We start from the raw sequence: 22,514 nt of genomic DNA, 5'->3' as shown, positions 1-22,514 counted from the left end.
GCGCAGGCTCAGACCTCGAAGGTGCCGGTCTCCAGGCGCTGCTTGACCTCGCGGAGGAACCGGCCCGCGTCGGCGCCGTCGACCAGCCGGTGGTCGTAGGTGAGCGCCAGGTAGACCATGTAGCGCACCGCGATCGTCTCGCCGAGGTTCGGGTCGTCGATGACGACCGGACGCTTCACGACCGAGCCCGGCCCGAGGATCGCCACCTGCGGCTGGTTGATGATCGGGGTGTCCCAGAGGGCGCCCACGCTGCCGAGGTTCGTGATCGTGAAGGTGCCCCCGGACAGCTCGTCCGGACCGATCTTGTTGGTGCGCGTGCGCTCCGCGACGTCGGCGATCTTCTTCGCCAGCCCGGCCACCGAGAGGTCGCCGGCGTCCTTGACGACGGGCGTGAGCAGGCCCTTGTCGGTGTCGACGGCGAACGCCACGTGCTCGCGGTCGTAGTAGGTGACCTCGCCCGCCTCGGTGTCGATCGTCGCGTTCACCGCGGGGTGCTGCTTCAGCGCGTCGATCGCCGCCTTCGCGAAGAACGGCAGGTAGGACAGCTTCACGCCCTCGCGGGCCTGGAACTCGCCCTTCACCGAGTCGCGCAGCCGCGCGATGTTCGTGACGTCGACCTCGACGACCTGGGTCAGCTGCGCCGAGGTCTGCAAGGACTCGACCATCCGCTTCGCGATGATCTTGCGCAGCCGCGACAGCGGCTCGGTCCGGCCACGCAGCGGGCTGGCGGCGGCGGGTGCCTGCTCCGGCTGGGCGGCGGCCGGCTGCTCCGCCGGCGCCTCCTTCGCCTTCGCGGCGGCGTCGAGCACGTCCTGCTTCCGGATCCGGCCGCCCACACCGGTGCCGGTGACGGTGGTGAGGTCGACGCCCTGCTGCGCGGCCATCTTGCGCACCAGCGGCGTCACGTACGTCGACGGCTCCGACCGGTCCTTCGCCGGCTCCTCGGAGTGGCTGGGAGCGGCGGCGGTCGGCTGCTCCTGCTGGGGCTCCTCCTGCGCGGGCTCCTCCTGTGCGGGCTGCTCCTCCGCCTCGGGCTTCTCCGACTCGGGGGTGGAGTCACCGGGCGGAAGGTCTCCGGTCTCCTCGGCGACCTGCTCCTCCTGCTCGGCCTTCTTCTCGGCCTGCTCCTCGTCGGCCGGCTGGGCCTCGGGCGCGGCCTCGGCAGGCGCTCCCTCGCCGGACCCGATGACCGCGAGCTCGGCACCGACCTCGACGGTCTCGTCCTCCTGGACCTTGATCTCCTGCAGCGTGCCCGCCACGGGAGAGGGGATCTCGGTGTCGACCTTGTCGGTGGAGACCTCCAGCAGCGGCTCGTCGACCGCCACCTCGTCACCGACCTGCTTCAGCCACCGGGTCACGGTGCCCTCGGTGACCGACTCCCCGAGGGCCGGCAGCGTGACCGACGTACCACCACCGCCGCCACCCCCGCCGGACTGGCCGGAGTCGTCGGACCCCTGCTCGGCGGCCGGCTGCTCCTGCTGGGGCTCCTCCTCGTCGGGCTCCTCCTGGGGCTCCTCGGCTGCCGGCTGCTCCTGCTCCGGCTGCTCCCGCTCCTGCTCCTGCGACCCTTCGTCTTCGTCGCCCGCGTCGTCCCCCGACGACTCGGCCTCACCGGAGTCGGCGGACTCGCCGCCGGAGTCACCGGAGGACTCACCCTCGTCGCCGATCATCGCCAGGACGGCGCCGACCTCGACCGTGTCGTCCTCGCTCGCCTTGATCTCGAGCAGCGTCCCGGCGACGGGGGAGGGGATCTCGGTGTCGACCTTGTCGGTGGAGACCTCCAGCAGCGGCTCGTCGACCGAGACACTGTCGCCGACCTGCTTCAGCCAGCGGGTGACGGTGCCTTCGGTGACGGACTCCCCGAGTGCCGGGAGGGTGACTTCGGTGGCCATGATGGTGTCTGTCTTCCTTCGCGTCGGTCGGAGCAGTAGGTCGGTCGTGGGGGGTCAGGAGTGGGCGTGCAGTGCCTTCCCGGCGAGCGCCAGGTGCGCTTCGCCGAGGGCCTCGTGCTGGGTCGGGTGGGCGTGGACGAGCGGGGCGACGTCGTCGGGATGCGCCTCCCACCCGTAGATGAGCTGGGCCTCGCCGACCAGCTCGCCGACCCGGTCGCCGACCATGTGCACGCCCACCACCGGGCCGTCGGTGACGCGGACCAGCTTGACGAACCCCTGGGTGGCGAGGATCTGGCTCTTGCCGTTGCCGCCGAGGTCGTAGGTGAGCGACTCCACCGCGTCGGCGCCGTGGCGCTCCGCGGCCTCGGCCTCGGTGAGGCCGACCGAGGCGACCTCGGGGTGGGAGTAGGTGACCCGCGGGATGCCGGTCTCGTCGATGGCGGCGGGGTCGAGGCCGGCGATGTCCTCGGCCACGAAGATGCCCTGCTGGAAGCCGCGGTGCGCCAGCTGGAGCCCCGGGACGATGTCGCCGACGGCGTAGACCCCGTCGAGGTTGGTGCGGCACCGCTCGTCCGTGAGCACGAACCCTCGCTCCATGGCGACGCCCTGCTCGTCGTAGCCGAGGCCGTCGGTCACCGGGCCGCGGCCCACGGCCACCAGCAGCAGCTCGGCCTCGATCAGGTCACCGCCCTCGACGGTGACGGCGACGCCGTTCTCGGTGGTCTTGACGCTCTGGAACGGGGTGCCGGTGCGGAACGCGATGCCGCGCTTGCGGAAGGCCCGCTCCAGGGCCTTGGAGCACGCCTCGTCCTCGGCGGGGACCAGCCGGGGGAGGGCCTCGACGATGGTGACCTCGGCCCCGAAGCTGCGCCACACGCTGGCGAACTCGCAGCCGATCACGCCGCCGCCCAGCACGACCACCGAGCCGGGCATCCGGTCGAGGCGCAGCGCGTGGTCGGAGGTGACGACCCGCTCGCCGTCGACCTCGAGGCCGGGCAGGGAGCGGGAGTAGGAGCCGGACGCGAGGACCACGTGGCGGCCGGAGTACGTCGTGCCGTCGACGGTCACCTCGCGCCGTCCGGTGAGCCGTCCGGCGCCCTCGATGACGGTGATGCCGCGGCCCTTGATGAGCCCGGTGAGGCCCTTGAAGAGCCGGCTGACGACGCCGTCCTTGTAGGCGTTCACCCCGGTCATGTCGATGCCGTCGAGCGAGGCCTGCACGCCGAACTTCTCCGACTCTCGTGCAGCGTCGGCGACCTCGGCCGCGTGGAGCAGGGCCTTGGTCGGGATGCAGCCCACGTGGAGGCAGGTGCCGCCGAGGGGGCCTTTCTCGACGAGTCCGACGCTGAGGCCCAGCTGGGCCGCCCGGAGGGCACATGCGTAGCCGCCTGATCCCGCTCCGAGAACAAGGACGTCGAAGTCGGCCTGGGCCACGGGTCTCCCTCCGGTCGCGAGGGCCGCACGGTCGCGGCCCCGGCCCATCTTTGCACTCTTTCCGAGCGAGTCCACACCGCCCTACGGGCGACCCGACCGCCGATTGGGCACACTGGTCGCATGGGTCTCATGGACCGGTTCCGCCGACGGCCGAAGATGCGTCGTCCGTCCGGCGGCGCCCGCACCGGCTCGACCACAGTCCGCGCGTCCGACCGCATCGACGAGCAGCACCTGCACACCTGGGTGGGCGCCCGACGCGGCGTCGAGGGGTTCGTCGAGCCCCGCACGGCGGTCAGCGACGTCACCCTGCTGCTGGTCGCCCACGACGGCGAGTGGACCCGCCGCCGGGTGCCCTCGGTGCAGTGGGCCCACCAGTTCTGCAACAAGCACCACGTGCCGTCGTACGACGCGGCCGTGGTCGGCATCCCGCAGCGGATGCGCGACTACAACCGACGCAAGAAGGCCGGGGAGCCCTAGCGAGCCTTCGCGTCGGCGAGGGTTCGGGCGTACTCGACCAGCGTGGTGACGCCGAAGCCGGTCCCGCCGGGAGTGACGTGTCCGTACGCCGCGCTGGTGTGGAACGACGGCCCGGCGATGTCGAGGTGGGCCCAGGGGCGCCCGTCGGTGAACTCCTTCAGGAACGCACCCGCGTAGAGGCCCCCGCCCCACCGCACCCAGTCGTGCTGGAGCAGGTCGGCGATCTTGCTCGCCCTGACCCGCTCGGTGATCTGTTCGGGCAGCGGCATGTGCCAGTGGGCCTCGCCGGCGGTCGTGCCCGCGGCGAGCACGTCGTCGACGACGTCGTCGCTGCCCATCACGCCACCGATCCGGTCGCCGAGCGCCAGCACCATGTGGCCGGTCAGGGTGGCCACGTCGAGGATGACGTCGGGGTCGGCCTCGGTGGCCCGCACCAGGCCGTCGGCGAGGATCAGCCGGCCCTCGGCATCGGTGTTCATGATCTCGACGGTGCGGCCGCCGTACATGGTCAGCACGTCGCCGGGTCGGGTCGCGGTCCCCGACACCATGTTCTCGGCCATCGGCACGAAGGCGCTGACCTTCACCGGCAGCTTGAGGGCCGCGATCGCCAGCGTCGCCTGCACGACCGCCGCGGCTCCGGCCATGTCCGACTTCATGTCGGTCATGCTCTGGGCCGGCTTGATCGACAGTCCGCCCGAGTCGAAGGTGATGCCCTTGCCGACCAGGCCGAGGTGCGCCTTCGCACCGCGCGGCGCGTAGGTCAGCTCGACCAGGCGCGGGGGAGCGGAGGAGCCGCCGCCCACGCCGAGGATGCCGCCACACCCGAGCTCCGCGAGCTTCGCCTCGTCGTGCACGGTGACCTTCACGGTCGCCCTGCCCCGCCCCCTGGACGCCGTCCGGGCGGCGTCGGCGACCGCCTCGGCGAAGGCCGGTGGTCGCAGGTCGCCAGGAGGCGTGTTCACCCAGTCGCGGGTCTTCGCCACCGCTCCCGCCAGCACCTGTCCGACCTCGAAGGCCTCGGAGGCGGCGTCCTTGCGGGCGATCGGGCTGAGCACCGTCACGGTGCCGGGGGCGGTGTCCTTGGTGTCCTTCTTGTACGTCGTGAAGGCGTAGCCGCCGAGCGCGTAGCCCTCGGTCACCGCGCGCACCAGCCCGGGAGTGTCGGCGGGCAGCGCCAGCGCGACGGACGCGGCGTTGGTGACCGCCCGCGCCGCGGCACCGGCGGCGCGGCGCACGGACACCTGGTCGGTCTCGCGCCCGATCCCGACGAGCACCAGCAACGGCGACGACAGGGTGCCGCTGGTCGGCACCCGGTGCACGTCGCCGGCCTTGCCGGTGACGCCCAACGAGGCCAGCAGTGGCCGCAGCTTGCGGCCGTACGCCTTGCCGACGTCCTCGCCCCCGGGGGCCAGCACGGCCCCCTTGTCGCGCTGGAGGACGCCGACGACGACGGCGTCGGCCCGGGTCTTGGCGGGGTTCGCCGCGCGCAGCTGGTAACTCGTCACCGGGGCAGGATAGCCACCGGGGAGGACGGCTAGGGTCGGCCCATGAGCGATGCCGACCCGAGGGTCTCGCCCCTCCACGACCGCCACGTCGCGCTGGGGGCCAAGCTGGCCGGCTTCGGTGGTTGGTCGATGCCGCTGGAGTACGCCGCCGGAACCGTCAAGGAGCACACCGCAGTGCGCACCACCGTCGGACTCTTCGACGTCAGCCACCTCGGCAAGGCGATGGTGTCGGGTCCCGGCGCGGCCGCCCACGTCAACGCCACGCTCTCCAACGACCTCGGCAAGATCGCGCCCGGGCAGGCCCAGTACACCTTGTGCTGCGACGACGCGACCGGCGGCGTCGTCGACGACCTGATCGCCTACTACCACGACGACGAGCACGTCCTGCTGGTCCCGAACGCCGCCAACCACGCCGAGGTCTGCCGGCGGCTCCGTGAGGCCGCGCCGGAGGGCGTGCGGGTCGTCGACCACCACACCGAGTACGCCGTGCTCGCGCTGCAGGGCAGGCGGTCCGACGAGGTGCTCACCGCCGTGGGGCTGCCGGTCGGCCACGACTACATGACCTTCGTCGATGCGGCGTGGCAGGACGGCGGCAGCGACGTGGGCGTCGTGGTGTGCCGGACCGGCTACACCGGGGAGCGCGGCTACGAGCTGATCGTCCCGGCCGACGCCGCCGGGGCGCTCTGGGACGCGCTGCTGGCGGCGGGGGAGGAGCACGACATCCTCCCGTGCGGGCTCGGTGCCCGCGACACGCTCCGCACCGAGATGGGCTACCCGCTGCACGGCCAGGACATCACCCTCGACGTCACGCCGGTGCAGGCACGGCTCGGCTGGGCCGTGGGGTGGAAGAAGGACGCCTTCTGGGGCCGTGAGGTGCTGCTGGCCGAGAAGGAGAGAGGCCCCGAGCGGTTGCTGCGCGGCCTGCGCGCGGTCGGGCGGGGCATCCCGCGTCCGGGGATGCTGGTGTCGCTGACTCCGGACGTGCCGCTCTGCGAGATCACCTCGGGCACGTTCAGCCCCACGCTCCGCACGGGCATCGGGCTGGCGCTGGTCCCGACCATGGTGGACCCCGACGCCGAGGTCGGCGTCGACGTCCGGGGACGCCGCGAGGTGTTCCAGCTGGTCAAGCCGCCGTTCGTCGACACCAGCGTCCGGGAGGGCTGATGCTGCCCGAGCAACCGCCGACGTTCCGCTCGCCCGGTCCGTCCGAGCGCCCCTGGTGGTGGCGTCTCGAGGACTCCGTGGGCGAGGAGGTGTCGGTGCCCGGCGACCTCGCCGGCCAGCGCTTCGCCAGCCAGGCCGACGCGGAGTCGTGGGTCGGTGAGATCTGGGGCGAGCTCGCCGAGCACGGCGTCGACCAGGTCACGCTCTTCGAGCTCGACCGCCGGGTCTACGGCCCGATGTCGCTGCACGCGTGAGACTCCACGCATCCGGAGGCGCGTCGGCACCGAACCTCCGGTGGGTGCCGGCCTGCTGACAGCCGGCGGGAACGGCCGGAGGATGTGAGACATGCGCCGCGGTACCGAGTTCGCCACCTGGCTGGCCGCGCGCTGGCCCGCGCTGGTGCGGACGCTGGTGTTCCTCGGGCACCCGCAGTCGGAGGCCGAGCAGGTCGCCCGCGAGGCCGTGGCCCGGGTGCTGCCGGCCTGGGAGCGGGAGCGGCGCGACGGCGACGTCGACCTGCTCGCCTACCGGTCGCTGCTGGAGGAGCGGGGCCGCGTACGCCGACGCCGTGACGAACCCGGCGGCCCGCCACCCGAGGAGCCCGAGCTGCCGCCCGGCCTCGCCGACCGGCTGGAGCGGCGGCGCGAGCTGGAGGCCTACCTGGCGACGCTGCCCGAGCAGGAGCGGGTGCGGACGGTCCTGGTCCACGTGGCCGGTCTCGCCGACCACGAGGTCGACGACGTGGTCGAGGCGCCGGGCCCCACGCCGCCGCTCCCGTTCGGCGCGACGGACGTGCGTGACGCCTGCGAGGCGGTACCCGTCCCACCGGCGCCCGTGGCCGGCGTCCTGGCCCGCTCGCGCAGCCGGCGGCGTACGGCGTGGACCCGCGGTGCGGCGGTGGTGGGCGTGGTCGCGGTCGTGCTCGCCGCCACCACGTGGTGGACCTCCGGCGACGGCGGGAGCGAGCAGGGTGCGGTGACGACGGCGACCAACCCGATGCCGATCCCCTGGTACGCCGACGGCGTGCTCCACCTGGCCCGGGTGGAGGTCGAGGCCTCGGATGTGCAGACCCTTCTCACGGTGCCCGACGGGGTCGTCTACGGCGACGACGAGGGCCGGGTCGTCCACGTGGACGACTCCGGGCAGCAGCGCGAGATCGGCGAGACCGTGCCGGGCTCGCGGCTGGTCGTCGAGCCCGACAACGGCTGGGTCGCGTGGGCCGACCCGGGCGACGGCGACCCGGAGCTGGTGGTGCACGACACCCTCGCGCGGGCGGAGGTCGGTCGCCGGTCGCTCACGGCGCCGGGGGACAGCGGGGGCCAGCCCGTCGGCGACGACGGGCCGATCGCCATCGACGACGAGCGGATCTTCTACAGCTCACCCGACGGCGACTTCGCCTGGGAGCCGCTGATCGACGTGTCGTTCGCGCTGTCCGGGACCATGGTCGACACCGCCGAGGAGTCCCGGGTGACCCTCGCCGACGGCGTGCTCCGGGTGACGCCGCTGCCCTACCGGACGGGTGTCGCGATCGATGCCGACGACGCCCGCCTCACCCATGACGGCCGCTACGCGTTCGCGGTCCGCGAGTCCCAGTTCGACGTCCTCGAGATCTACGACGTCGAGTCCGGTCGCCCAGCCCCGCAGATGTACTCGCCCAGCGACCACGCCGTGGCCTGGTCCTACACCGACGGCACCTTCTACTTCGCGGTGCTCCACATGCTGCAGGACAAGACCTACCAGGACATGCTCCAGATGCCGTCGGAGGGCGACTACCGGCTCTACGAGTGCCGCCCCGACCGCGAGCCCGAGCCCTGCGTGAAGCTCGCGGAGGTGCCCGAGGAGGTGCCCGCGCCCGTCTTCCCGGGCTGAGACCTACGCTGCTGGGATGCGTGAGTTCCGGCAGGTCGACGTGTTCAGCAGCACCCCGCTCGGCGGCAACCCGGTGGCGGTCGTCCACGACGCCGCGGGCCTGGGCGACGAACGGATGCAGGAGTTCGCCCGCTGGACCAACCTCAGCGAGACGACGTTCCTGCTGCCGCCCACGACCGAGGAGGCCGACTACCGGCTGCGGATCTTCACCCCCTCGGTCGAGCTCCCGTTCGCCGGGCACCCCACCATCGGCTCGGCGCACGCCTGGCTCGAGGCCGGCGGGGTGCCGCGCTCGGGCGACCACGTGGTCCAGGAGTGCGGGGCGGGGCTGGTGCGGCTGCGTCGTACGGGCGGACGGCTGGCGTTCGCGGCCCCGCCGCTGACGCGGTCCGGGCCGGTCTCGGACGACGATCGGGCGGCGGTCCTGGGACCCCTCGGGCTCACCGACGACGACGTGCTCGACATGGCGTGGGTCGACAACGGCCCGGGCTGGGTGGGGGTGCTGCTCCGCGACGCCGACGCGGTGCTGGCGCTGGACCCCGACTTCTACTCCCTCCGCCACGACGTGGGCGTGGTCGGGGTCCGGTCCGGCGGCGACACGGCGTGCGAGGTGCGGGCGCTGTGCCCGATGGGCTCGGGCATCACCGAGGACCCGGTCACGGGCAGCCTCAACGCCGGCCTCGCCCAGTGGCTGGCCGGCTCCGTGCTGCCCACCTCGTACGTCGGGGCGCAGGGAACCGTGATCGGCCGGTCGGGCCGGGTCCACGTCGAGCAGGACGGCGACACGACGTGGGTCGGCGGCGACGCGCGCACGGTCGTCCGTGGCGAGGTGTCGCTCGACTAGGCTCGGCACATGCAGGTCTACCTCGATCTCCTCCGCCGGATCCTCGACGAGGGGGTCGAGAAGGGCGACCGGACCGGCACCGGGACGCTGAGCGTCTTCGGTCACCAGATGCGCTTCGACCTGGCCGCCGGCTTCCCGCTGGTGACGACCAAGAAGGTGCACACCCGGTCGGTCTTCGCCGAGCTGCTGTGGTTCCTGCGCGGCGACACCAACGTGAAGTGGCTGCAGGACCGGGGCGTCACGATCTGGGACGAGTGGGCCGACACCGACGGCGACCTCGGCCCCGTCTACGGCTACCAGTGGCGCTCGTGGCCGACCCCGTCGGGCGAGCACGTCGACCAGGTCGCCCAGCTGGTCGACAACCTGCGCCGCGACCCCGACAGCCGTCGCCACATCGTCTCGGCGTGGAACGTCGCCGACATCCCGCAGATGGCGCTCGCACCGTGCCACGCGTTCTTCCAGTTCTACGTCGCCGGCGGCCGGCTGTCGTGCCAGCTCTACCAGCGCTCCGCCGACGTGTTCCTCGGCGTGCCGTTCAACATCGCGTCGTACGCCTTGCTGACCCACATGGTCGCCCAGGTGACCGGCCTCGAGGTCGGCGACTTCGTGCACACCCTGGGTGACGCCCACCTCTACTCCAACCACCTCGAGCAGGCGCGGCTCCAGCTGACCCGGGACCCGCGGCCGCTGCCCACGCTGGTCCTCGACCCGTCGGTGACCGACATCGACGGCTTCGACCTCGACCACATCAGGGTCGAGGGCTACGACCCCCACCCCGGCATCAAGGCGCCCATTGCCGTCTGAGGCGACGTGACCACCCAGCGGGTCGTGCTGATCGCCGCCGTCGCGCGCAACGGCGTGATCGGCGCCGACGGCGCGATCCCGTGGCACCTCCCCGCCGACTTCGCCCACTTCAGGGCCACCACCACGGGCCACACCCTGGTGATGGGCCGGGCGACGTACGAGTCGATCGGTCGGCCGCTGCCCGGACGGACCACCATCGTGCTCACCCACGACCCCGCCTGGCGCGCCGAGGGCGTGCTGGTCGCCGCCTCGCTGCCGGCCGCCCTCGAGCTGGCCGCCGGCCTCCCCGGCGACGTCTACGTGGCCGGCGGCGCCCAGGTGTACGCCGCCGCCCAGGACCTCGCCGACGTGCAGCTCCTCTCCGAGGTCGACGCCGAGCCCGAGGGCGACACGTTCTACCCGCCCGTCGACCCCGAGGAGTGGCACGAGGCGTCCCGGGAGCACCACGACGGCTTCGACGTGGTGCGCTGGGAGCGGACTCCGCGGTAGCCCTCACCGTCCCCAGACGCTCACGTGGAGGGGCGAGGCGGGGGTGAACGGCTCGCGCCGCCAGCCGCCGTACCGCTCGCGCAGCGTCAGGCCGGCCACCCGGGCCATCAGGTCGAGCTCGGCCGGCGTGGTCAGCCGCTGCGCGATCGGCCCCATCCGGACGCCGTCCGCGGACAGCGTGACGTGGTTCTCCGACAGCAGCTGCGTGGTCGGGTCGAACCGGTTGACGTCGAGGACCACCTCGTCGCCGGTCACCCGCTCGGCCTCCACGAACTGGGTCCGGCCGAAGGTCTGCCACGGCACCGCGTTCTCGACGACGAACACGCCGTCGTCGTCGAGCCGGGAGGCGGCGTTGCGGAAGACGTCGACCTGGCCCTGCTGGGTGAGCACGTTCCCGATGGTGTTGAAGACGAGGTAGACCAGGCCGAAGGTCCCCTCGGGCGCCTCCGAGGCCATGTCGCCCCGGACGACCCGGACCCGCTCGCCCCCGGGCCTCGCGCGCAGCCGGTCGAGCATGGCCCGGCTCTGGTCGATGCCGCACACCTCGACGCCCGCGGCCGCCAGGGGGAGGGCGATCCGGCCGGTGCCGACGGCGAGCTCGCACGCCGGACGTCCGTCCGCGAGCGAGGCGAGGAACGCGACGGTGTCGTCCTCGTCCCCCCGCAGCTCGTCGTCGTAGCGAGCGGCCACGTCCGGGCCGAAGCTGCTCAGGGGGTCGAAGTTCTCCATGTGCGCAACCCAAAGGGCCCACGGAGCGTCGCCGCAACGAGTTTTCCGTCGCACCCGACGTCCGTGTCGTCGAAAAGACCTACCGGACGACCCAGATGTCGGGTACGACGAGGGGGCCGGGGGTCAGGCCGAGGCGGGCAGCGGGTAGCGCGCCGTGGCGTCCGCGCAGGCGTCGATCCACGCGTCGAGGTCCGCCGCGTCGAGCCCGCCGATGCGGAAGCGCAGCCGGCTGTCGCTGCCCGGCTCGTCGGCCAGGTGACCGACGGCGGCGAGCGAGCCGTCGACCTCGCGGGTGACGGTGAGGTCGATCCACTGCTCGCCGCTCTCGAGGACGGCGGAGCGGCGCAGGCCCGAGCGCACCGTCCGCAGCGCCTCGCCGAAGCGGTGCAGCTCCTCCACGCGCAGCGCCACCGCGACGTCGCCGCTGAAGCCGCCCACGTGGACGTGGACCGGGCAGACCAGCCACCCGGCGTCGGCGTCGACCGCGTGCGGGTGGAGTCGCCGGAGCACGTGCACCGAGAGGTGGTCGCCGCTCTCCGGGCCCAGGGCCAGGTGCGGTGACGTGGTGGGTCGGGAGGCCAGGAGGGTCACGATCGGTCCTTCGTTCGTCCGAGGGTGCGGCACCCCGCGTCGGGGAGGCACAGGGTGGGGCCGGCCGGGCGCGAGACCCACCGACCGTGGGGGAGCTTCCCGGGCAGGGCGCGAGGGCGCTCCCACTCGAGCCGGCGGACGTCGAGCGCGGTGCAGGTGGCCCGGCCGTCGACGGTGCGGCAGAACGACACGCCGCCCTCGGTGCCCACGAATGCCCGCGACAGCGGGTCGCCGGAGCTCGTGCGGGCACCGGTCGTGCGGGTGCGCCAGCCCTTCTCCGCCAGCACCGCGCAGCTGGCCTCGTCACCGACGGTGCCGCAGCGGACGGGGACCCCGGCGGTGGTCACCCAGCTGGCGTAGCCGGGCTGGGCGCGATCCTCGGACACGCGGTCGAAGCCCCAGCTCTGGGTGGCGAGGTCCAGGGGGAGGCAGGCGTCGGCGCCCGGGGACCCGGCCAGCACCCGGCAGAACCAGACCCGGCCGTCGTCACCGGCGAGGAACGCGCGGGTGTGGTCCAGGCCCCACTCGACCTGTCGGCCGGCCCTCACGGTCGTCCACCCGGCGAGGGTGCGCAGCCGGCAACCGACGCGCTGGTCGCGCTCGGAGCCGAGCCGCCCGCAGACGGCGGTGCTGTCACCGGCCGCGATCACCGACGCGCTGCCGGGAAGGAACCAGTCCTGCTGCCTGCGGGGCGGCGCGACGTGCTGGCTCAGCACGGTGGTCGCGGACGCCGAGACGTTGCCCGCGTCGTCCTGCGCGACGACCGAGTAGGTGTAGGCCTGTCCCGGCGAGGCCGTGCGGTCGACGTACGCCGCAGTGTCGGTGTCGGCGACCGGCACGCCGTTGCGCAGCACGCGGTATCCGGTGACGCCGACCTCGTCGGTCGACGCGCCCCACGCGAGCTCGACGTCGCCGTCCTCGCCGCGGGGCGCCGCGGCGAGACGGGTCGGCCGGGTCGGGGCGGTGGTGTCGGCGAGGTCCGTGACGCCACCGAGGTGCAGGAACCGGTCGGGCCAGCTGCTGTCACCCGGGTAGACGGTGTGCACCACGAAGCCGTTGTGCCCGTCGGTGTTCATCTCGGAGATCACGACGCTGCCGTCGGCGTTGACCTCCTCGACGTACGAGACGTGGCCCCGTGCGTACCAGCCGACGGCGCCGGTCGACGGCACCTTGTCGGAGGTGTAGCCGAGGCGCTTGGCGACCTTCGACCACTCCGAGGCGTTGCCCCAGTGCCGGCCCTCGAACCAGTTGCTGAACGCGATGCCGTTGCGCTGGCCGAGCCGGTAGGCGACCCACGAGGTGCACTGTCCCTGGAAGAAGCCGACGGAGTCGCTGACGCACCCGCCGGACGACACGTTGCTCTCGTCGCAGTCGAGGGCGGCCGGCCACGGGTAGCCGTAGGTGTCGTGCGCGAAGTTGGTGCCGGGGACGCCGGTCCACACCGGCTCCTTGTCGGGCTTCCCCGGCTTCCCGGGCTTCCCGTGCGCGCCCTGCGGGTCGGCCGGACCGGGGGCGGCGAACGTGGCCGACACCGGGACGAGCAGCGCAGCGAGCGCGACCAGGATGCCCATCGGCACCCGCCACCAGCCGGTGGTCGGTCGCGGCTCCGGCCGCAGCACAGCGTCGAACAACGTCGTTCCCCTCACGATGGAAGGCGCTCGAGCCCCCTGTGGAGGGGCTTCCCGAGCGCCGCGCGACCATGCTCAGGGAGCGGCGACGGCACGCGAGGCGGAACGGCGAAACATGGCCCAGACGGACTAGGAGGATCCCTCCAGCGGATACCCTGACCGCATGACCCGCCCTGTTGCCCCCGAGGCCCCGTTCGGCCGGGTGCTGACCGCCATGGCCACGGCCTTCGGCGACGACGGCTCGGTCGACCTCGACCAGACGGCGGCCATCGCCACCCACCTGGTCGACCACGGTCACGACGGCGTGGTCGTCAGCGGGACGACGGGGGAGTCACCCACCACCAGCCCGGCCGAGGCCGGTGACGTCCTCCGCGTGGTCCGCGAGGCCGTCGGCGACCGCGCCACGGTCGTCGCCGGCGTCGGCACCAACGTGACGGCCCACTCCGTGGAGCTGGCCCGGCAGGCGGCCAAGCTCGGCGCCGACGGGCTGCTCCTGGTCTCGCCCTACTACAGCAAGCCCGGACAGGCGGGGATGCTCCACCACTTCACCGAGGTCGCCCGCGCGACCGACGTGCCCGTGATGCTCTACGACGTCCCCGGCCGCACCGCCTCGCCCATCACCCTCGACACCTACGAGGCCGCGCGCGGGCTCTCCACGGTCATCGCGGTGAAGGACGCCACCGGCGACTTCGTCCGGGGCACCCGACTGGTCGACCTGGGCTACGCGGTCTACTCCGGCGACGACCACGCCAACCTGGGCTGGCTGGCCCACGGCGGCTGCGGGTTCGTGTCGGTCGCGGGCCACGCCGCCGGCGACGAGCTGGCGGCGATGGCGCGCGCCTGGTTCGACGGCGACGCCGCGGGCGCCCTGGAGGTCTACCGGAGGCTGCTGCCGGCGGTCGACGCGATGATGTCGGTACCCAACTACGGCGCGACCACCGCCAAGGCGGCGCTGCAGCTGCTCGGCGTGATCGACACCCGCGCGGTGCGGTCGCCGCTGCTCCCGCTGGACGACGACGAGGTGGCGACGCTGCGCGCCGGCCTCGAGACGTCCGGCCTGATCTGACGAGAGCGAGTACATGTCCCACCCCCACCCTGAGCTGTCCGTCCCTCCAGAGCTCGCCCCGGGAGCGCTGCGCGTGATCCCGCTCGGCGGCCTCGGCGAGGTCGGCCGCAACATGACCGTCTTCGAGTACGACGGCCGGCTGCTGATCGTCGACTGCGGAGTGCTGTTCCCCGAGGAGAACCACCCGGGCGTCGACCTGATCCTCCCCGACTTCGAGCCCATCCGGGACCGGCTCGGCGACGTCGAGGCGCTGGTGCTGACCCACGGCCACGAGGACCACATCGGCGCCACGCCGTTCCTGCTGCGCGAGCGCGGCGACATCCCGCTGGTGGGCTCCGAGCTCACCCTCGCGCTGCTCGACAGCAAGCTGCGCGAGCACCGGCTCAAGGAGACCGTCCACCACACGGTGTCCGAGGGCGACCGGATCGCCTTCGGGCCCTTCGACCTCGAGTTCGTCGCGGTCAACCACTCCATCCCCGACGCGCTGGCCGTCGCGATCCGCACCGGCGCGGGGATGGTGCTCCACACCGGCGACTTCAAGATGGACCAGCTCCCGCTGGACGGCCGGATCACCGACCTGCGGGCCTTCGCCCGGCTCGGTGAGGAGGGCGTCGACCTGTTCCTCACCGACTCCACCAACGCCGAGGTGCCGGGGTTCACCACCTCCGAGAAGGAGATCTCGCCGGTCCTCGAGCGGGTCTTCCACGAGAGCCGCGGGCGTCTGATCGTGGCCTGCTTCGCCTCCCACGTCCACCGGGTCCAGCAGGTCCTCGACGCAGCCGTCGAGCACGGCCGCAAGGTCGGGTACGTCGGCCGCTCGATGGTGCGCAACATGGCGATCGCCCGCGACCTCGGCTACCTCGACGTCCCGCCCGGTGTGGTGGTCGACGCCAAGGAGCTGGCCGACCTGCCGCCGGAGCGCCAGGTGCTGATCTCGACGGGCAGCCAGGGCGAGCCGCTGAGCGCGCTGAGCCGGATCGCCCAGCGCAACCACAACTTCGTCCACATCGCGGAGGGCGACACCGTCGTCCTCGCCTCCTCACTGATCCCCGGCAACGAGAACGCCGTCTACCGGGTCATCAACGGCCTGGCCCGCTGGGGTGCGCGGGTGGTCCACAAGGGCAACGCCCTGGTCCACGTCAGCGGCCACGCCAGCGCCGGTGAGCTGCTCTACTGCTACAACATCGTCAAGCCGCGCAACGTGCTGCCCGTGCACGGCGAGATCCGGCACATGCTGGCCAACGCGGCGCTGGCCCGGGAGACCGGCGTCCCGGACGAGCAGGTGGTGCTCGCCGAGGACGGCATCGTGGTCGACCTGGTCGACGGTCGGGCCCGGATCGCGGGGAAGGTCGAGTGCGGCTACGTGTTCGTCGACGGCTCCTCGGTCGGTGACATCACCGAGTCCGACCTGAAGGACCGGCGAATCCTCGGCGAGGAGGGCTTCATCTCTGTCATCGTGGTGGTCGACTCGGTCACCGGAAAGGTGTCGGGCGGCCCGGAGATCCATGCTCGGGGTTTCGCGGAGGACGATGCGACCTTCGACGAGATCAAGCAGCCGATCATCGATGCCCTGGACCGCGCGACGTCCGACGGTGTGGCCGACTCCTACCAGCTGCAGCAGACCGTGCGGCGGGTGGTGGGCCGGTGGGTCAGCAACACGCACCGACGCCGTCCGATGATCATCCCCGTGGTGGTCGAGGCCTGAACCCAGGGAAGGGGGAACATGACGCGGTCCGACACCTTCCACGCGGACGGCGTCCGGCGCCTCTTCGAGGTCACCCGCCGCGTCAGCGGCTCGACCGACCTGGCCGAGGTGCTCGAGGAGATCGCCACCGGCGTCGTCGAGGGCCTCGGGTACGGCGTCGCCGCCATCTCCCGTCTGGAGGGCGAGATCCTCGTGGTCACCGCCACCGGCGGGCCCGAGGAGCTCCGCGAGCAGCTGGTCGGACGGCGGACGCCGGCGTCGGTGATCCTCGAGGAGTTCAAGATGGCCGACCACTGGGGCATCCTGCGCTTCCTGCCCCACGAGCGGCTGTCGTCGGAGACGGCGGAGAGCCTGTGGGTCCCCGAGATGGAGGTCCGCGAGGACGACCCGGAGGCCTGGCACCCCCTCGACACCCTCTACGCCCCGCTGTACTCCTCCGCCGGGGTGCTGCTCGGCAACATGTCGGTGGACCTGCCCCCCGACAACCGGATCCCGGACCAGCAGGGGCGCGAGCTGCTCGAGATGTTCGTGGTGCAGGCCGGCCTGGCCCTCGAGCACGCGCAGCGCCGCGAACAGCTCAGCCGGCAGGTCCGGCTCGGCGAGGCGCTGAAGACGCTCGCCTTCGCGGTCCACCGCGACTTCGACGGTGGCCTGCGCGACGCAGCCCGCGCACTGTCCGAGGCGCTCGACGCGCCCCAGGTCTCGATCCGGTGCTTCCCCGACACGGTCGACGACCCCGCCGAGCACGCCGCGGGCTACCCCGACGGGCCACGGGCGCCGGCCCTCACCGTGTCCGGCATCCGGGCCGGGCTGCAACGACGGGCCACCCACGAGGTGCTCCGCCCCTTCGTGATCAACGTGGACCCGGAGCCGGGGGAGGCCGACGACGAGGCCGCCCAGCTGGTGCGCGACCACGTCGAGGGCCACGGCTGGGGCAGCTGCCTGCTGGCCCCGGTGGCCGTCGACCAGGAGGTCCTCGGCTACGTCGTGGTGCTGCGGACCGCCGAGCAGCCCCCCTTCGAGGACGACGAGGTCAACGCGCTGCACGAGGCCGGCCGCGAGCTCGGCCGGCTCGTGCTCGACGCCCGCGTACGCCGGACCGAGGTCCGCCTGGTCCGCGAGCTGCGCGAGCTCGACCGCTACAAGGGCGAGCTGATCGCCACCATCTCCCACGAGCTCAAGACGCCGCTCACCTCGATCATGGGCCACACCGAGCTGCTCGAGGACGCCGGCGTGCAGCCCACGTCGGTCGACGCGATCTCCCGCAACGCGGCCCGCCTCGACCGCCTGGTCTCCAACCTCCTCAACTACTCGCGGATGCAGGGGCGGCGGGAGCTGGAGCGGGCACCCGTCGACCTGGGCGAGATGTGCCGCGCCACCGTGGAGATGCTGAGGGTCCAGTCCGACTCCGCCGGCGTCGACCTGGTCCTCGACCAGCCCGACCACCCGGTGGTGGTGCTGGGCGACAAGGACGAGCTGCCCAAGGTGGTCGACAACCTGTGCAGCAACGCCGTGAAGTACACCCCGCGCGGCGGGCGGGTCGACGTCCGGCTCCACACCGACCAGGAGGCGGCCCACGTCGCCGTGACCGACTCCGGCCTCGGGATCTCGCGGCAGGACCAGGTCCACCTGTTCTCGGCCTTCCACCGCTCGACCAACCCCGACGCCCTCACCATCCCCGGCACCGGCCTCGGACTGGCCATCTCGCGGACCATCGCCGAGGCCCATGGCGGCACGATCTCGGTCGACTCCGAGCTCGGGCGGGGCAGCACCTTCACGCTGTCGGTGCCGTTCCCCGAGGACTGAGCCACCCGGCGGCGTCGCACCGATCCCCGAGACACGCACTCGTGTGATCCATGTGACTGGAGTGACCGTGGCCTAGCCTTCTCACCATGGCGACCCGTACGTCTTCCCCGCCGGGGTCGCGGAGCAGGAGCACGTCCTCGTCCCGGTCCTCCGGGAGCTCACGAGGGAGCTCCAGCTCCCGATCACGGAGTACCCGCAAGCCGACCACCAGCCGGAGCCGGACCACCAAGAGCTCGTCCCGCGGACGCAGCTCCACCCGGTCGCGCCGGCCCGCGCCCCGGGCCGTCCGCAACGGCACGGGTCCGGTCGCGCGCTCCTTCGGTGCGCTCGGGCGCGGCGCGGCCGCCACCTGGATGGCCACGGCCCACGGCGTGGGGGCCGGCGCCCGCAAGATCGGCGGCGCCGCGCGCGACCTCCAGCCCGAGCAGCGCCGTGACGGCGTCGGGCTGTTCCTGATCGGGCTGGCCGTCGTCGCCGCGGCCGCCGTGTGGTGGCAGCTCCCCGGCGGCGTCATGGACGCCGTCCGCACCGTCGTGTCGGGCTCGGTCGGGAAGGTCGGCTGGCTGGTCCCGGTGCTGCTCGTCCTCATCGGCTGGCGCAACATGCGCGACCCCGAGCACAACGGGCCGGCCGGCCGCCAGGTCATCGGCTGGCTCGCGTTCGGCTTCGGGTCGCTCGGCATCGTCCATCTCGCCAGCGGGAACCCGCAGCCCGAGCTCGGCGACGCCTCGCAGCTGCAGTTCGGGGGCGGCGCGATCGGGTTCGTGGTGTCGAGCCTGCTGCTCGACCTGCTCCGCTCGCCGTACGTCGTGGTGCCGGTGCTCGCCCTGATCGCGTTCTTCGGCGTGCTCGTCATCACCGCGACGCCGCTCTACCAGGTGCCGCAGCGGCTGGCGCACGCCCGCGACCGGATGCTGGGCCGCACCAGTGACCCCGCGGACGGCGCGGCCGACGTGACCCAACCGGTCCGCAGCCGACGCGGCCGGGCCGGGGACGAGGTCGACCCCGAGATGGGCGACCCGGCCTACGACTCCCCGGTGCTCTCCGACCGTGAGCTCAAGAAGCGTCGGAAGAAGGGCGAGCCGGTCGACGACGACCAGCCCACCGAGCCCACGCCCGTCGTGACCGACAAGGGCGGCGACCTCGAGCCGCCGCCCCACACGCCGATCCCGCAGCGGGTCGAGCAGCTCTCGCTGTCCGGCGACATCGCCTACTCGCTGCCCGCCAACGACGTGCTGCGCCCGGGCTCGCCCCACAAGGCGCGCTCCAAGGCCAGCGACGACGTGGTCGGCCGGCTCACCCAGGTGCTGGAGGAGTTCGGCATCGACGCGCAGGTGACCGGCTACACGCGAGGCCCCACGGTGACCCGCTACGAGGTCGAGCTCGGCCCGGCGGTCAAGGTCGAGAAGGTCACCGCGCTGTCGAAGAACATCGCCTACGCGGTGGCCTCCGCCGACGTGCGCATCCTGAGCCCGATCCCCGGCAAGTCGGCGATCGGCATCGAGATCCCGAACTCCGACAAGGAGATCGTCTCGCTGGGCGACGTGCTGCGTTCGGGCACCGCCCGCAGCGACCACCACCCGATGGTGTCCGGGCTCGGCAAGGACGTCGAGGGCGGCTTCGTGGTCGCCAACCTCGCGAAGATGCCGCACCTGCTGGTCGCCGGTGCGACCGGCTCCGGCAAGTCGTCGTTCATCAACTCGATGATCACCTCGGTGCTGATGCGCAGCACTCCCGACGAGGTGCGGATGATCCTCGTCGACCCCAAGCGGGTCGAGCTCAACGCCTACGAGGGCATCCCGCACCTGATCACCCCGATCATCACCAACCCCAAGAAGGCCGCCGAGGCGCTCCAGTGGGTCGTCCGCGAGATGGACCTGCGCTACGACGACCTCGCCAACTTCGGGTTCCGCCACATCGACGACTTCAACAAGGCGGTGCGCGCCGGCAAGGTCGAGGTGCCGGCCGGCAGCGAGCGGCAGCTGGCGCCGTACCCGTACCTGCTCGTCGTCGTCGACGAGCTCGCCGACCTGATGATGGTGGCCCCGCGCGACGTCGAGGACTCCGTCGTCCGGATCACCCAGCTCGCCCGGGCCGCCGGCATCCACCTGGTGCTGGCCACGCAGCGGCCGAGCGTCGACGTGGTCACCGGCCTGATCAAGGCGAACGTCCCGTCGCGGCTGGCGTTCGCGACGTCGTCGCTGGCCGACAGCCGGGTCATCCTCGACCAGCCGGGCGCCGAGAAGCTGGTCGGCCAGGGTGACGGGCTGTTCCTGCCGATGGGCGCCTCCAAGCCGGTGCGCGTCCAGGGCTCCTGGGTCACCGAGGCGGAGATCCACCAGGTGGTCGGTCACTGCAAGCAGCAGCTCGAGCCGACGTACGTCGAGGACGTGACCGCCGGGCAGCAGGCCAAGCGCGAGCTCGACGACGACATCGGCGACGACATGGACCTCGTGGTGCAGGCCATCGAGCTGGTCGTGTCGACGCAGTTCGGGTCGACCTCGATGCTCCAGCGCAAGCTCCGGGTCGGCTTCGCCAAGGCCGGCCGGTTGATGGACATCCTCGAGAGCCGCGGGGTCGTCGGACCGAGCGAGGGCTCCAAGGCGCGCGACGTGCTCGTGAAGCCGGACGAGGTCGACAGCGTGATCGCCACCGTGCAGGGGGAGGCCTGATGAGCAGCATGGGACCCGCGCCCGTCTTCGACGAGGCGCCGGACGAGCTCGACGACGACGACCACCGGGCGGCGCTGACCCTGGCCCCGGACTCCGTGGAGGTACGTCGCAACGCCGGCCTGGCCGCGCTGGTCGGCGGGCTGGCGTCCGCCGTCGCGATCGCCTACCTGGCCCGCGCGTCGGCCTCCGGCGCCGTGGTCGACTGGGTGCTCGCGGGTGGGCTGGCCCTGCTCGGGGTCGGTCACCTGGCCGCCCTGGTCGACGCCCGCACCCCGCTGCTGGTGGCCGACACCCAGGGCGTCCGGCTCCGGCTGGGCCGCGACTGGCGCGGACTGCCGTGGGGCGCGCTCAGCCGTGTGGAGCACACCCCGCGCCGCGGGCTGCTGCGCGACGGCCGCCTGGTGATGGTCGTCCGCAACCCGGCCCGCCTGGTGGAGGAGCTCGACCGCGCCGGTCGGCGGCAGTCGTGGCTGAGCCAGAAGCTGTACGGCGCGCCGTTCGCGGTGCCGCTCGGCCTCTCCACCCGCGTCCGCTGCGCCGACGGCGACCTGACGGCCGCGCTCACCGAGCTGGCGGCGGGCAGCAGCAAGGTCGTGGAGGTGCTGCCGGAGCAGGTCGACGACGAGGCCGAGGACGCAGCCGCGGAGCCTGTCGAGCCCGTCGAGGCCGTGCCCGCCGTGCCCGTCGAGGCCGTGCCCGTCGACGAGACCGACGACGCGCCGCGGCTGCGCGACCCGCGCCCCGGCCTGGCCCGGACGCTGACCCGGGTCGCCGGTCTCTGGCAGCGCACCCCGTCCGACGACCCCGAGGTGGAGGTGTCGGCCGCCGACACCGACGCCGACGACGCCACGCCGGCTCCGGAGCCGGTGAGCGACACGCCGAGCCCGCTGCGGGAGCCCTCGCCGGCGGTGCGGGCCGAGGTCCGCCGCGAGGCGGAGCCGGACGAGGAGGACCTGGAGGGCCGCGAGCTGCGGCGCCCCGGCAGCGTCAGCCTGGTCGAGGACACCGTGGTGTGGGGTGAGCGGGTCTCGCCGATCGCCCAGGCGGGTCACCCCGTCGAGCCGCTGCTCATCGACGACCACGCGATCCAGCCGGCCGACGACCCGGTCGTCGGGCCCGAGCTGCACGCGGCCCGGACCCGGCTCGGCCTGACCGTCGACCAGCTCGCGGAGCGCACCCGGATCCGGCCGCACGTGATCGAGTCGGTGGAGGTCGACGACTTCGCCCCGTGCGGCGGTGACTTCTACGCCCGCGGCCACCTGCGCACGCTCGCCCGGGTGCTCGGCATCGACGTCGCGCCGCTGCTGTCGGCGTACGACGAGCGCTACGCCGACGCCCCCATCAACCCGCGCCGGGTCTTCGAGGCCGAGCTGGCCACCGGCTCGCACGGCTCGATCCGCGGCACCCGTGGCGGGCCGAACTGGTCGGTCCTGGTGGCCGCCGTGATGGCGGTGGTGCTGGTCTGGTCGGTCGCCCGGCTGGTGATGGACGGCCCCGCCGAGGTGCGGGACACCCCGGTCCTCAACGGGTCCGCCGGGGTCGGCAACGGGCAGGGCAGGGCCGCACCCGAGGTGCCGGTCCGGTTGGTGGCCGAGGGCGGCGGTGCCCGGGTGGTCGTCCGCGACGGCACCGGCGCCGTGGTGTTCAGCGGCAACCTGGCCTTCGGGGAGACCCGGACCTTCCAGGTGTCGCCACCGGTGCGCGTGCAGACCTCCGACGGCTCGCTGACCGCGAACGTCGACGGCCAGGACCGCGGCACCCTGGGTGCCACGGGGGAGCCGGCGCAGGACATCTTCACCGTCACGGAGTGACGGTCTCCCTCCCGAATCGAGGCAGCCG

18 protein-coding genes are annotated in these 22,514 nt (G+C 73.0%); 12 read left to right on the top strand and 6 right to left on the bottom strand.

The window, feature by feature from the left end:
- Nucleotides 1-8: 8 nt before the first annotated feature.
- Nucleotides 9-1,892: a 2-oxoglutarate dehydrogenase, E2 component, dihydrolipoamide succinyltransferase gene (sucB, locus tag ACQ1X7_RS16215; protein ID WP_432479260.1), complete on the bottom strand. Its 1,884-nt coding sequence runs from the start codon at nt 1,890-1,892 to the stop codon at nt 9-11.
- Between the two features lie 54 nt (nt 1,893-1,946).
- Nucleotides 1,947-3,326 (bottom strand): dihydrolipoyl dehydrogenase, encoded by a 1,380-nt coding sequence (gene lpdA, locus ACQ1X7_RS16210; protein ID WP_432479259.1) that lies wholly within the window; start codon nt 3,324-3,326, stop codon nt 1,947-1,949.
- Nucleotides 3,327-3,446: 120 nt separating this feature from the next.
- Here lpdA and ACQ1X7_RS16205 point away from each other — a divergent pair, with 120 nt between their 5' ends.
- Nucleotides 3,447-3,803 (top strand): hypothetical protein, encoded by a 357-nt coding sequence (locus ACQ1X7_RS16205; protein WP_432479258.1) that lies wholly within the window; start codon nt 3,447-3,449, stop codon nt 3,801-3,803.
- Here ACQ1X7_RS16205 and ACQ1X7_RS16200 read toward each other — a convergent pair.
- Complete coding sequence (locus ACQ1X7_RS16200; RefSeq protein WP_432479257.1) at nt 3,800-5,308, bottom strand: leucyl aminopeptidase; 1,509 nt, start codon at nt 5,306-5,308, stop codon at nt 3,800-3,802. The two genes, ACQ1X7_RS16205 and ACQ1X7_RS16200, sit on opposite strands and share 4 nt — an antisense overlap.
- Before the next feature lie 42 nt (nt 5,309-5,350).
- Between ACQ1X7_RS16200 and gcvT the strand changes: the two genes are divergently transcribed.
- From gcvT to ACQ1X7_RS16170, 6 genes are all read left to right on the top strand, one after another.
- Nucleotides 5,351-6,472 carry a glycine cleavage system aminomethyltransferase GcvT gene (gene gcvT / locus ACQ1X7_RS16195; protein WP_432479256.1) on the top strand — a complete coding sequence of 374 codons (1,122 nt, stop codon included), beginning with the start codon at nt 5,351-5,353 and terminating at the stop codon, nt 6,470-6,472.
- Nucleotides 6,472-6,726 carry a hypothetical protein gene (locus tag ACQ1X7_RS16190; protein WP_432479255.1) on the top strand — a complete coding sequence of 85 codons (255 nt, stop codon included), beginning with the start codon at nt 6,472-6,474 and terminating at the stop codon, nt 6,724-6,726. Before gcvT ends, ACQ1X7_RS16190 begins: the two co-directional genes overlap by 1 nt.
- A gap of 91 nt (nt 6,727-6,817) precedes the next feature.
- Nucleotides 6,818-8,341 carry a hypothetical protein gene (locus ACQ1X7_RS16185; RefSeq protein ID WP_432479254.1) on the top strand — a complete coding sequence of 508 codons (1,524 nt, stop codon included), beginning with the start codon at nt 6,818-6,820 and terminating at the stop codon, nt 8,339-8,341.
- A 16-nt stretch (nt 8,342-8,357) separates the two neighbouring features.
- Nucleotides 8,358-9,185, top strand: a complete 828-nt coding sequence (locus tag ACQ1X7_RS16180) for a PhzF family phenazine biosynthesis protein (RefSeq protein ID WP_432479253.1) — start codon at nt 8,358-8,360, stop codon at nt 9,183-9,185.
- 9 nt (nt 9,186-9,194) lie between these two features.
- A complete protein-coding gene (locus ACQ1X7_RS16175; RefSeq protein WP_432479252.1) occupies nt 9,195-9,989 on the top strand; it encodes a thymidylate synthase in 795 nt (264 codons plus the stop codon).
- A gap of 6 nt (nt 9,990-9,995) precedes the next feature.
- Nucleotides 9,996-10,478 carry a dihydrofolate reductase gene (locus ACQ1X7_RS16170; RefSeq protein ID WP_432479251.1) on the top strand — a complete coding sequence of 161 codons (483 nt, stop codon included), beginning with the start codon at nt 9,996-9,998 and terminating at the stop codon, nt 10,476-10,478.
- 3 nt (nt 10,479-10,481) lie between these two features.
- Here the strand turns inward: ACQ1X7_RS16170 and ACQ1X7_RS16165 are convergent, their stop codons facing one another.
- The 3 genes from ACQ1X7_RS16165 to ACQ1X7_RS16155 all read right to left on the bottom strand — a co-directional run bounded on the left by ACQ1X7_RS16165 (nt 10,482) and on the right by ACQ1X7_RS16155 (nt 13,429).
- Entirely contained in the window at nt 10,482-11,207 is a 726-nt protein-coding gene (locus ACQ1X7_RS16165; protein ID WP_432479250.1) for a class I SAM-dependent DNA methyltransferase, read from the bottom strand.
- Nucleotides 11,208-11,330: 123 nt separating this feature from the next.
- Complete coding sequence (locus ACQ1X7_RS16160; RefSeq protein WP_432479249.1) at nt 11,331-11,798, bottom strand: WapI family immunity protein; 468 nt, start codon at nt 11,796-11,798, stop codon at nt 11,331-11,333.
- Entirely contained in the window at nt 11,795-13,429 is a 1,635-nt protein-coding gene (locus ACQ1X7_RS16155) for a CHAP domain-containing protein (RefSeq protein WP_432479248.1), read from the bottom strand. Before ACQ1X7_RS16155 ends, ACQ1X7_RS16160 begins: the two co-directional genes overlap by 4 nt.
- A gap of 160 nt (nt 13,430-13,589) precedes the next feature.
- Between ACQ1X7_RS16155 and dapA the strand changes: the two genes are divergently transcribed.
- The 5 genes from dapA (at nt 13,590) to ACQ1X7_RS16130 (ending at nt 22,486) form a co-directional block, all read left to right on the top strand.
- Complete coding sequence (dapA, locus tag ACQ1X7_RS16150; protein WP_432479247.1) at nt 13,590-14,492, top strand: 4-hydroxy-tetrahydrodipicolinate synthase; 903 nt, start codon at nt 13,590-13,592, stop codon at nt 14,490-14,492.
- 13 nt (nt 14,493-14,505) lie between these two features.
- Nucleotides 14,506-16,197 carry a ribonuclease J gene (locus tag ACQ1X7_RS16145; RefSeq protein WP_432479246.1) on the top strand — a complete coding sequence of 564 codons (1,692 nt, stop codon included), beginning with the start codon at nt 14,506-14,508 and terminating at the stop codon, nt 16,195-16,197.
- A gap of 18 nt (nt 16,198-16,215) precedes the next feature.
- On the top strand, nt 16,216-18,003 hold the full coding sequence (locus ACQ1X7_RS16140) for a GAF domain-containing sensor histidine kinase (RefSeq protein WP_432479245.1): 1,788 nt from the start codon (nt 16,216-16,218) through the stop codon (nt 18,001-18,003).
- An 86-nt stretch (nt 18,004-18,089) separates the two neighbouring features.
- Nucleotides 18,090-20,675: a DNA translocase FtsK 4TM domain-containing protein gene (locus ACQ1X7_RS16135; protein WP_432479244.1), complete on the top strand. Its 2,586-nt coding sequence runs from the start codon at nt 18,090-18,092 to the stop codon at nt 20,673-20,675.
- Nucleotides 20,675-22,486: a helix-turn-helix domain-containing protein gene (locus ACQ1X7_RS16130; RefSeq protein WP_432479243.1), complete on the top strand. Its 1,812-nt coding sequence runs from the start codon at nt 20,675-20,677 to the stop codon at nt 22,484-22,486. Before ACQ1X7_RS16135 ends, ACQ1X7_RS16130 begins: the two co-directional genes overlap by 1 nt.
- Nucleotides 22,487-22,514: the final 28 nt, after the last annotated feature.

The organism is Nocardioides sp. GXQ0305 (genome assembly GCF_050880345.1).
Lineage (GTDB): Bacteria > Actinomycetota > Actinomycetes > Propionibacteriales > Nocardioidaceae > Nocardioides.
The sequence above is the reverse complement of the archived record's forward strand: the minus strand, read 5'-3'. Positions and strand labels throughout refer to the sequence as shown.

What these genes read in the sequence shown, in the direction of transcription:
- ACQ1X7_RS16145 (WP_432479246.1), top strand. Translation starts at nt 14,506, where the DNA reads ATGTCCCACCCCCACCCTGAGCTGTCCGTCCCTCCAGAGCTCGCCCCG.
- ACQ1X7_RS16185 (WP_432479254.1), top strand. Translation starts at nt 6,818, where the DNA reads ATGCGCCGCGGTACCGAGTTCGCCACCTGGCTGGCCGCGCGCTGGCCC.
- ACQ1X7_RS16140 (WP_432479245.1), top strand. Translation starts at nt 16,216, where the DNA reads ATGACGCGGTCCGACACCTTCCACGCGGACGGCGTCCGGCGCCTCTTC.
- ACQ1X7_RS16175 (WP_432479252.1), top strand. Translation starts at nt 9,195, where the DNA reads ATGCAGGTCTACCTCGATCTCCTCCGCCGGATCCTCGACGAGGGGGTC.
- gcvT (WP_432479256.1), top strand. Translation starts at nt 5,351, where the DNA reads ATGAGCGATGCCGACCCGAGGGTCTCGCCCCTCCACGACCGCCACGTC.
- sucB (WP_432479260.1), bottom strand. Translation starts at nt 1,892, where the DNA reads ATGGCCACCGAAGTCACCCTCCCGGCACTCGGGGAGTCCGTCACCGAA.
- dapA (WP_432479247.1), top strand. Translation starts at nt 13,590, where the DNA reads ATGACCCGCCCTGTTGCCCCCGAGGCCCCGTTCGGCCGGGTGCTGACC.
- ACQ1X7_RS16165 (WP_432479250.1), bottom strand. Translation starts at nt 11,207, where the DNA reads ATGGAGAACTTCGACCCCCTGAGCAGCTTCGGCCCGGACGTGGCCGCT.
- ACQ1X7_RS16190 (WP_432479255.1), top strand. Translation starts at nt 6,472, where the DNA reads ATGCTGCCCGAGCAACCGCCGACGTTCCGCTCGCCCGGTCCGTCCGAG.
- ACQ1X7_RS16130 (WP_432479243.1), top strand. Translation starts at nt 20,675, where the DNA reads ATGAGCAGCATGGGACCCGCGCCCGTCTTCGACGAGGCGCCGGACGAG.
- ACQ1X7_RS16135 (WP_432479244.1), top strand. Translation starts at nt 18,090, where the DNA reads ATGGCGACCCGTACGTCTTCCCCGCCGGGGTCGCGGAGCAGGAGCACG.
- ACQ1X7_RS16205 (WP_432479258.1), top strand. Translation starts at nt 3,447, where the DNA reads ATGGGTCTCATGGACCGGTTCCGCCGACGGCCGAAGATGCGTCGTCCG.
- ACQ1X7_RS16180 (WP_432479253.1), top strand. Translation starts at nt 8,358, where the DNA reads ATGCGTGAGTTCCGGCAGGTCGACGTGTTCAGCAGCACCCCGCTCGGC.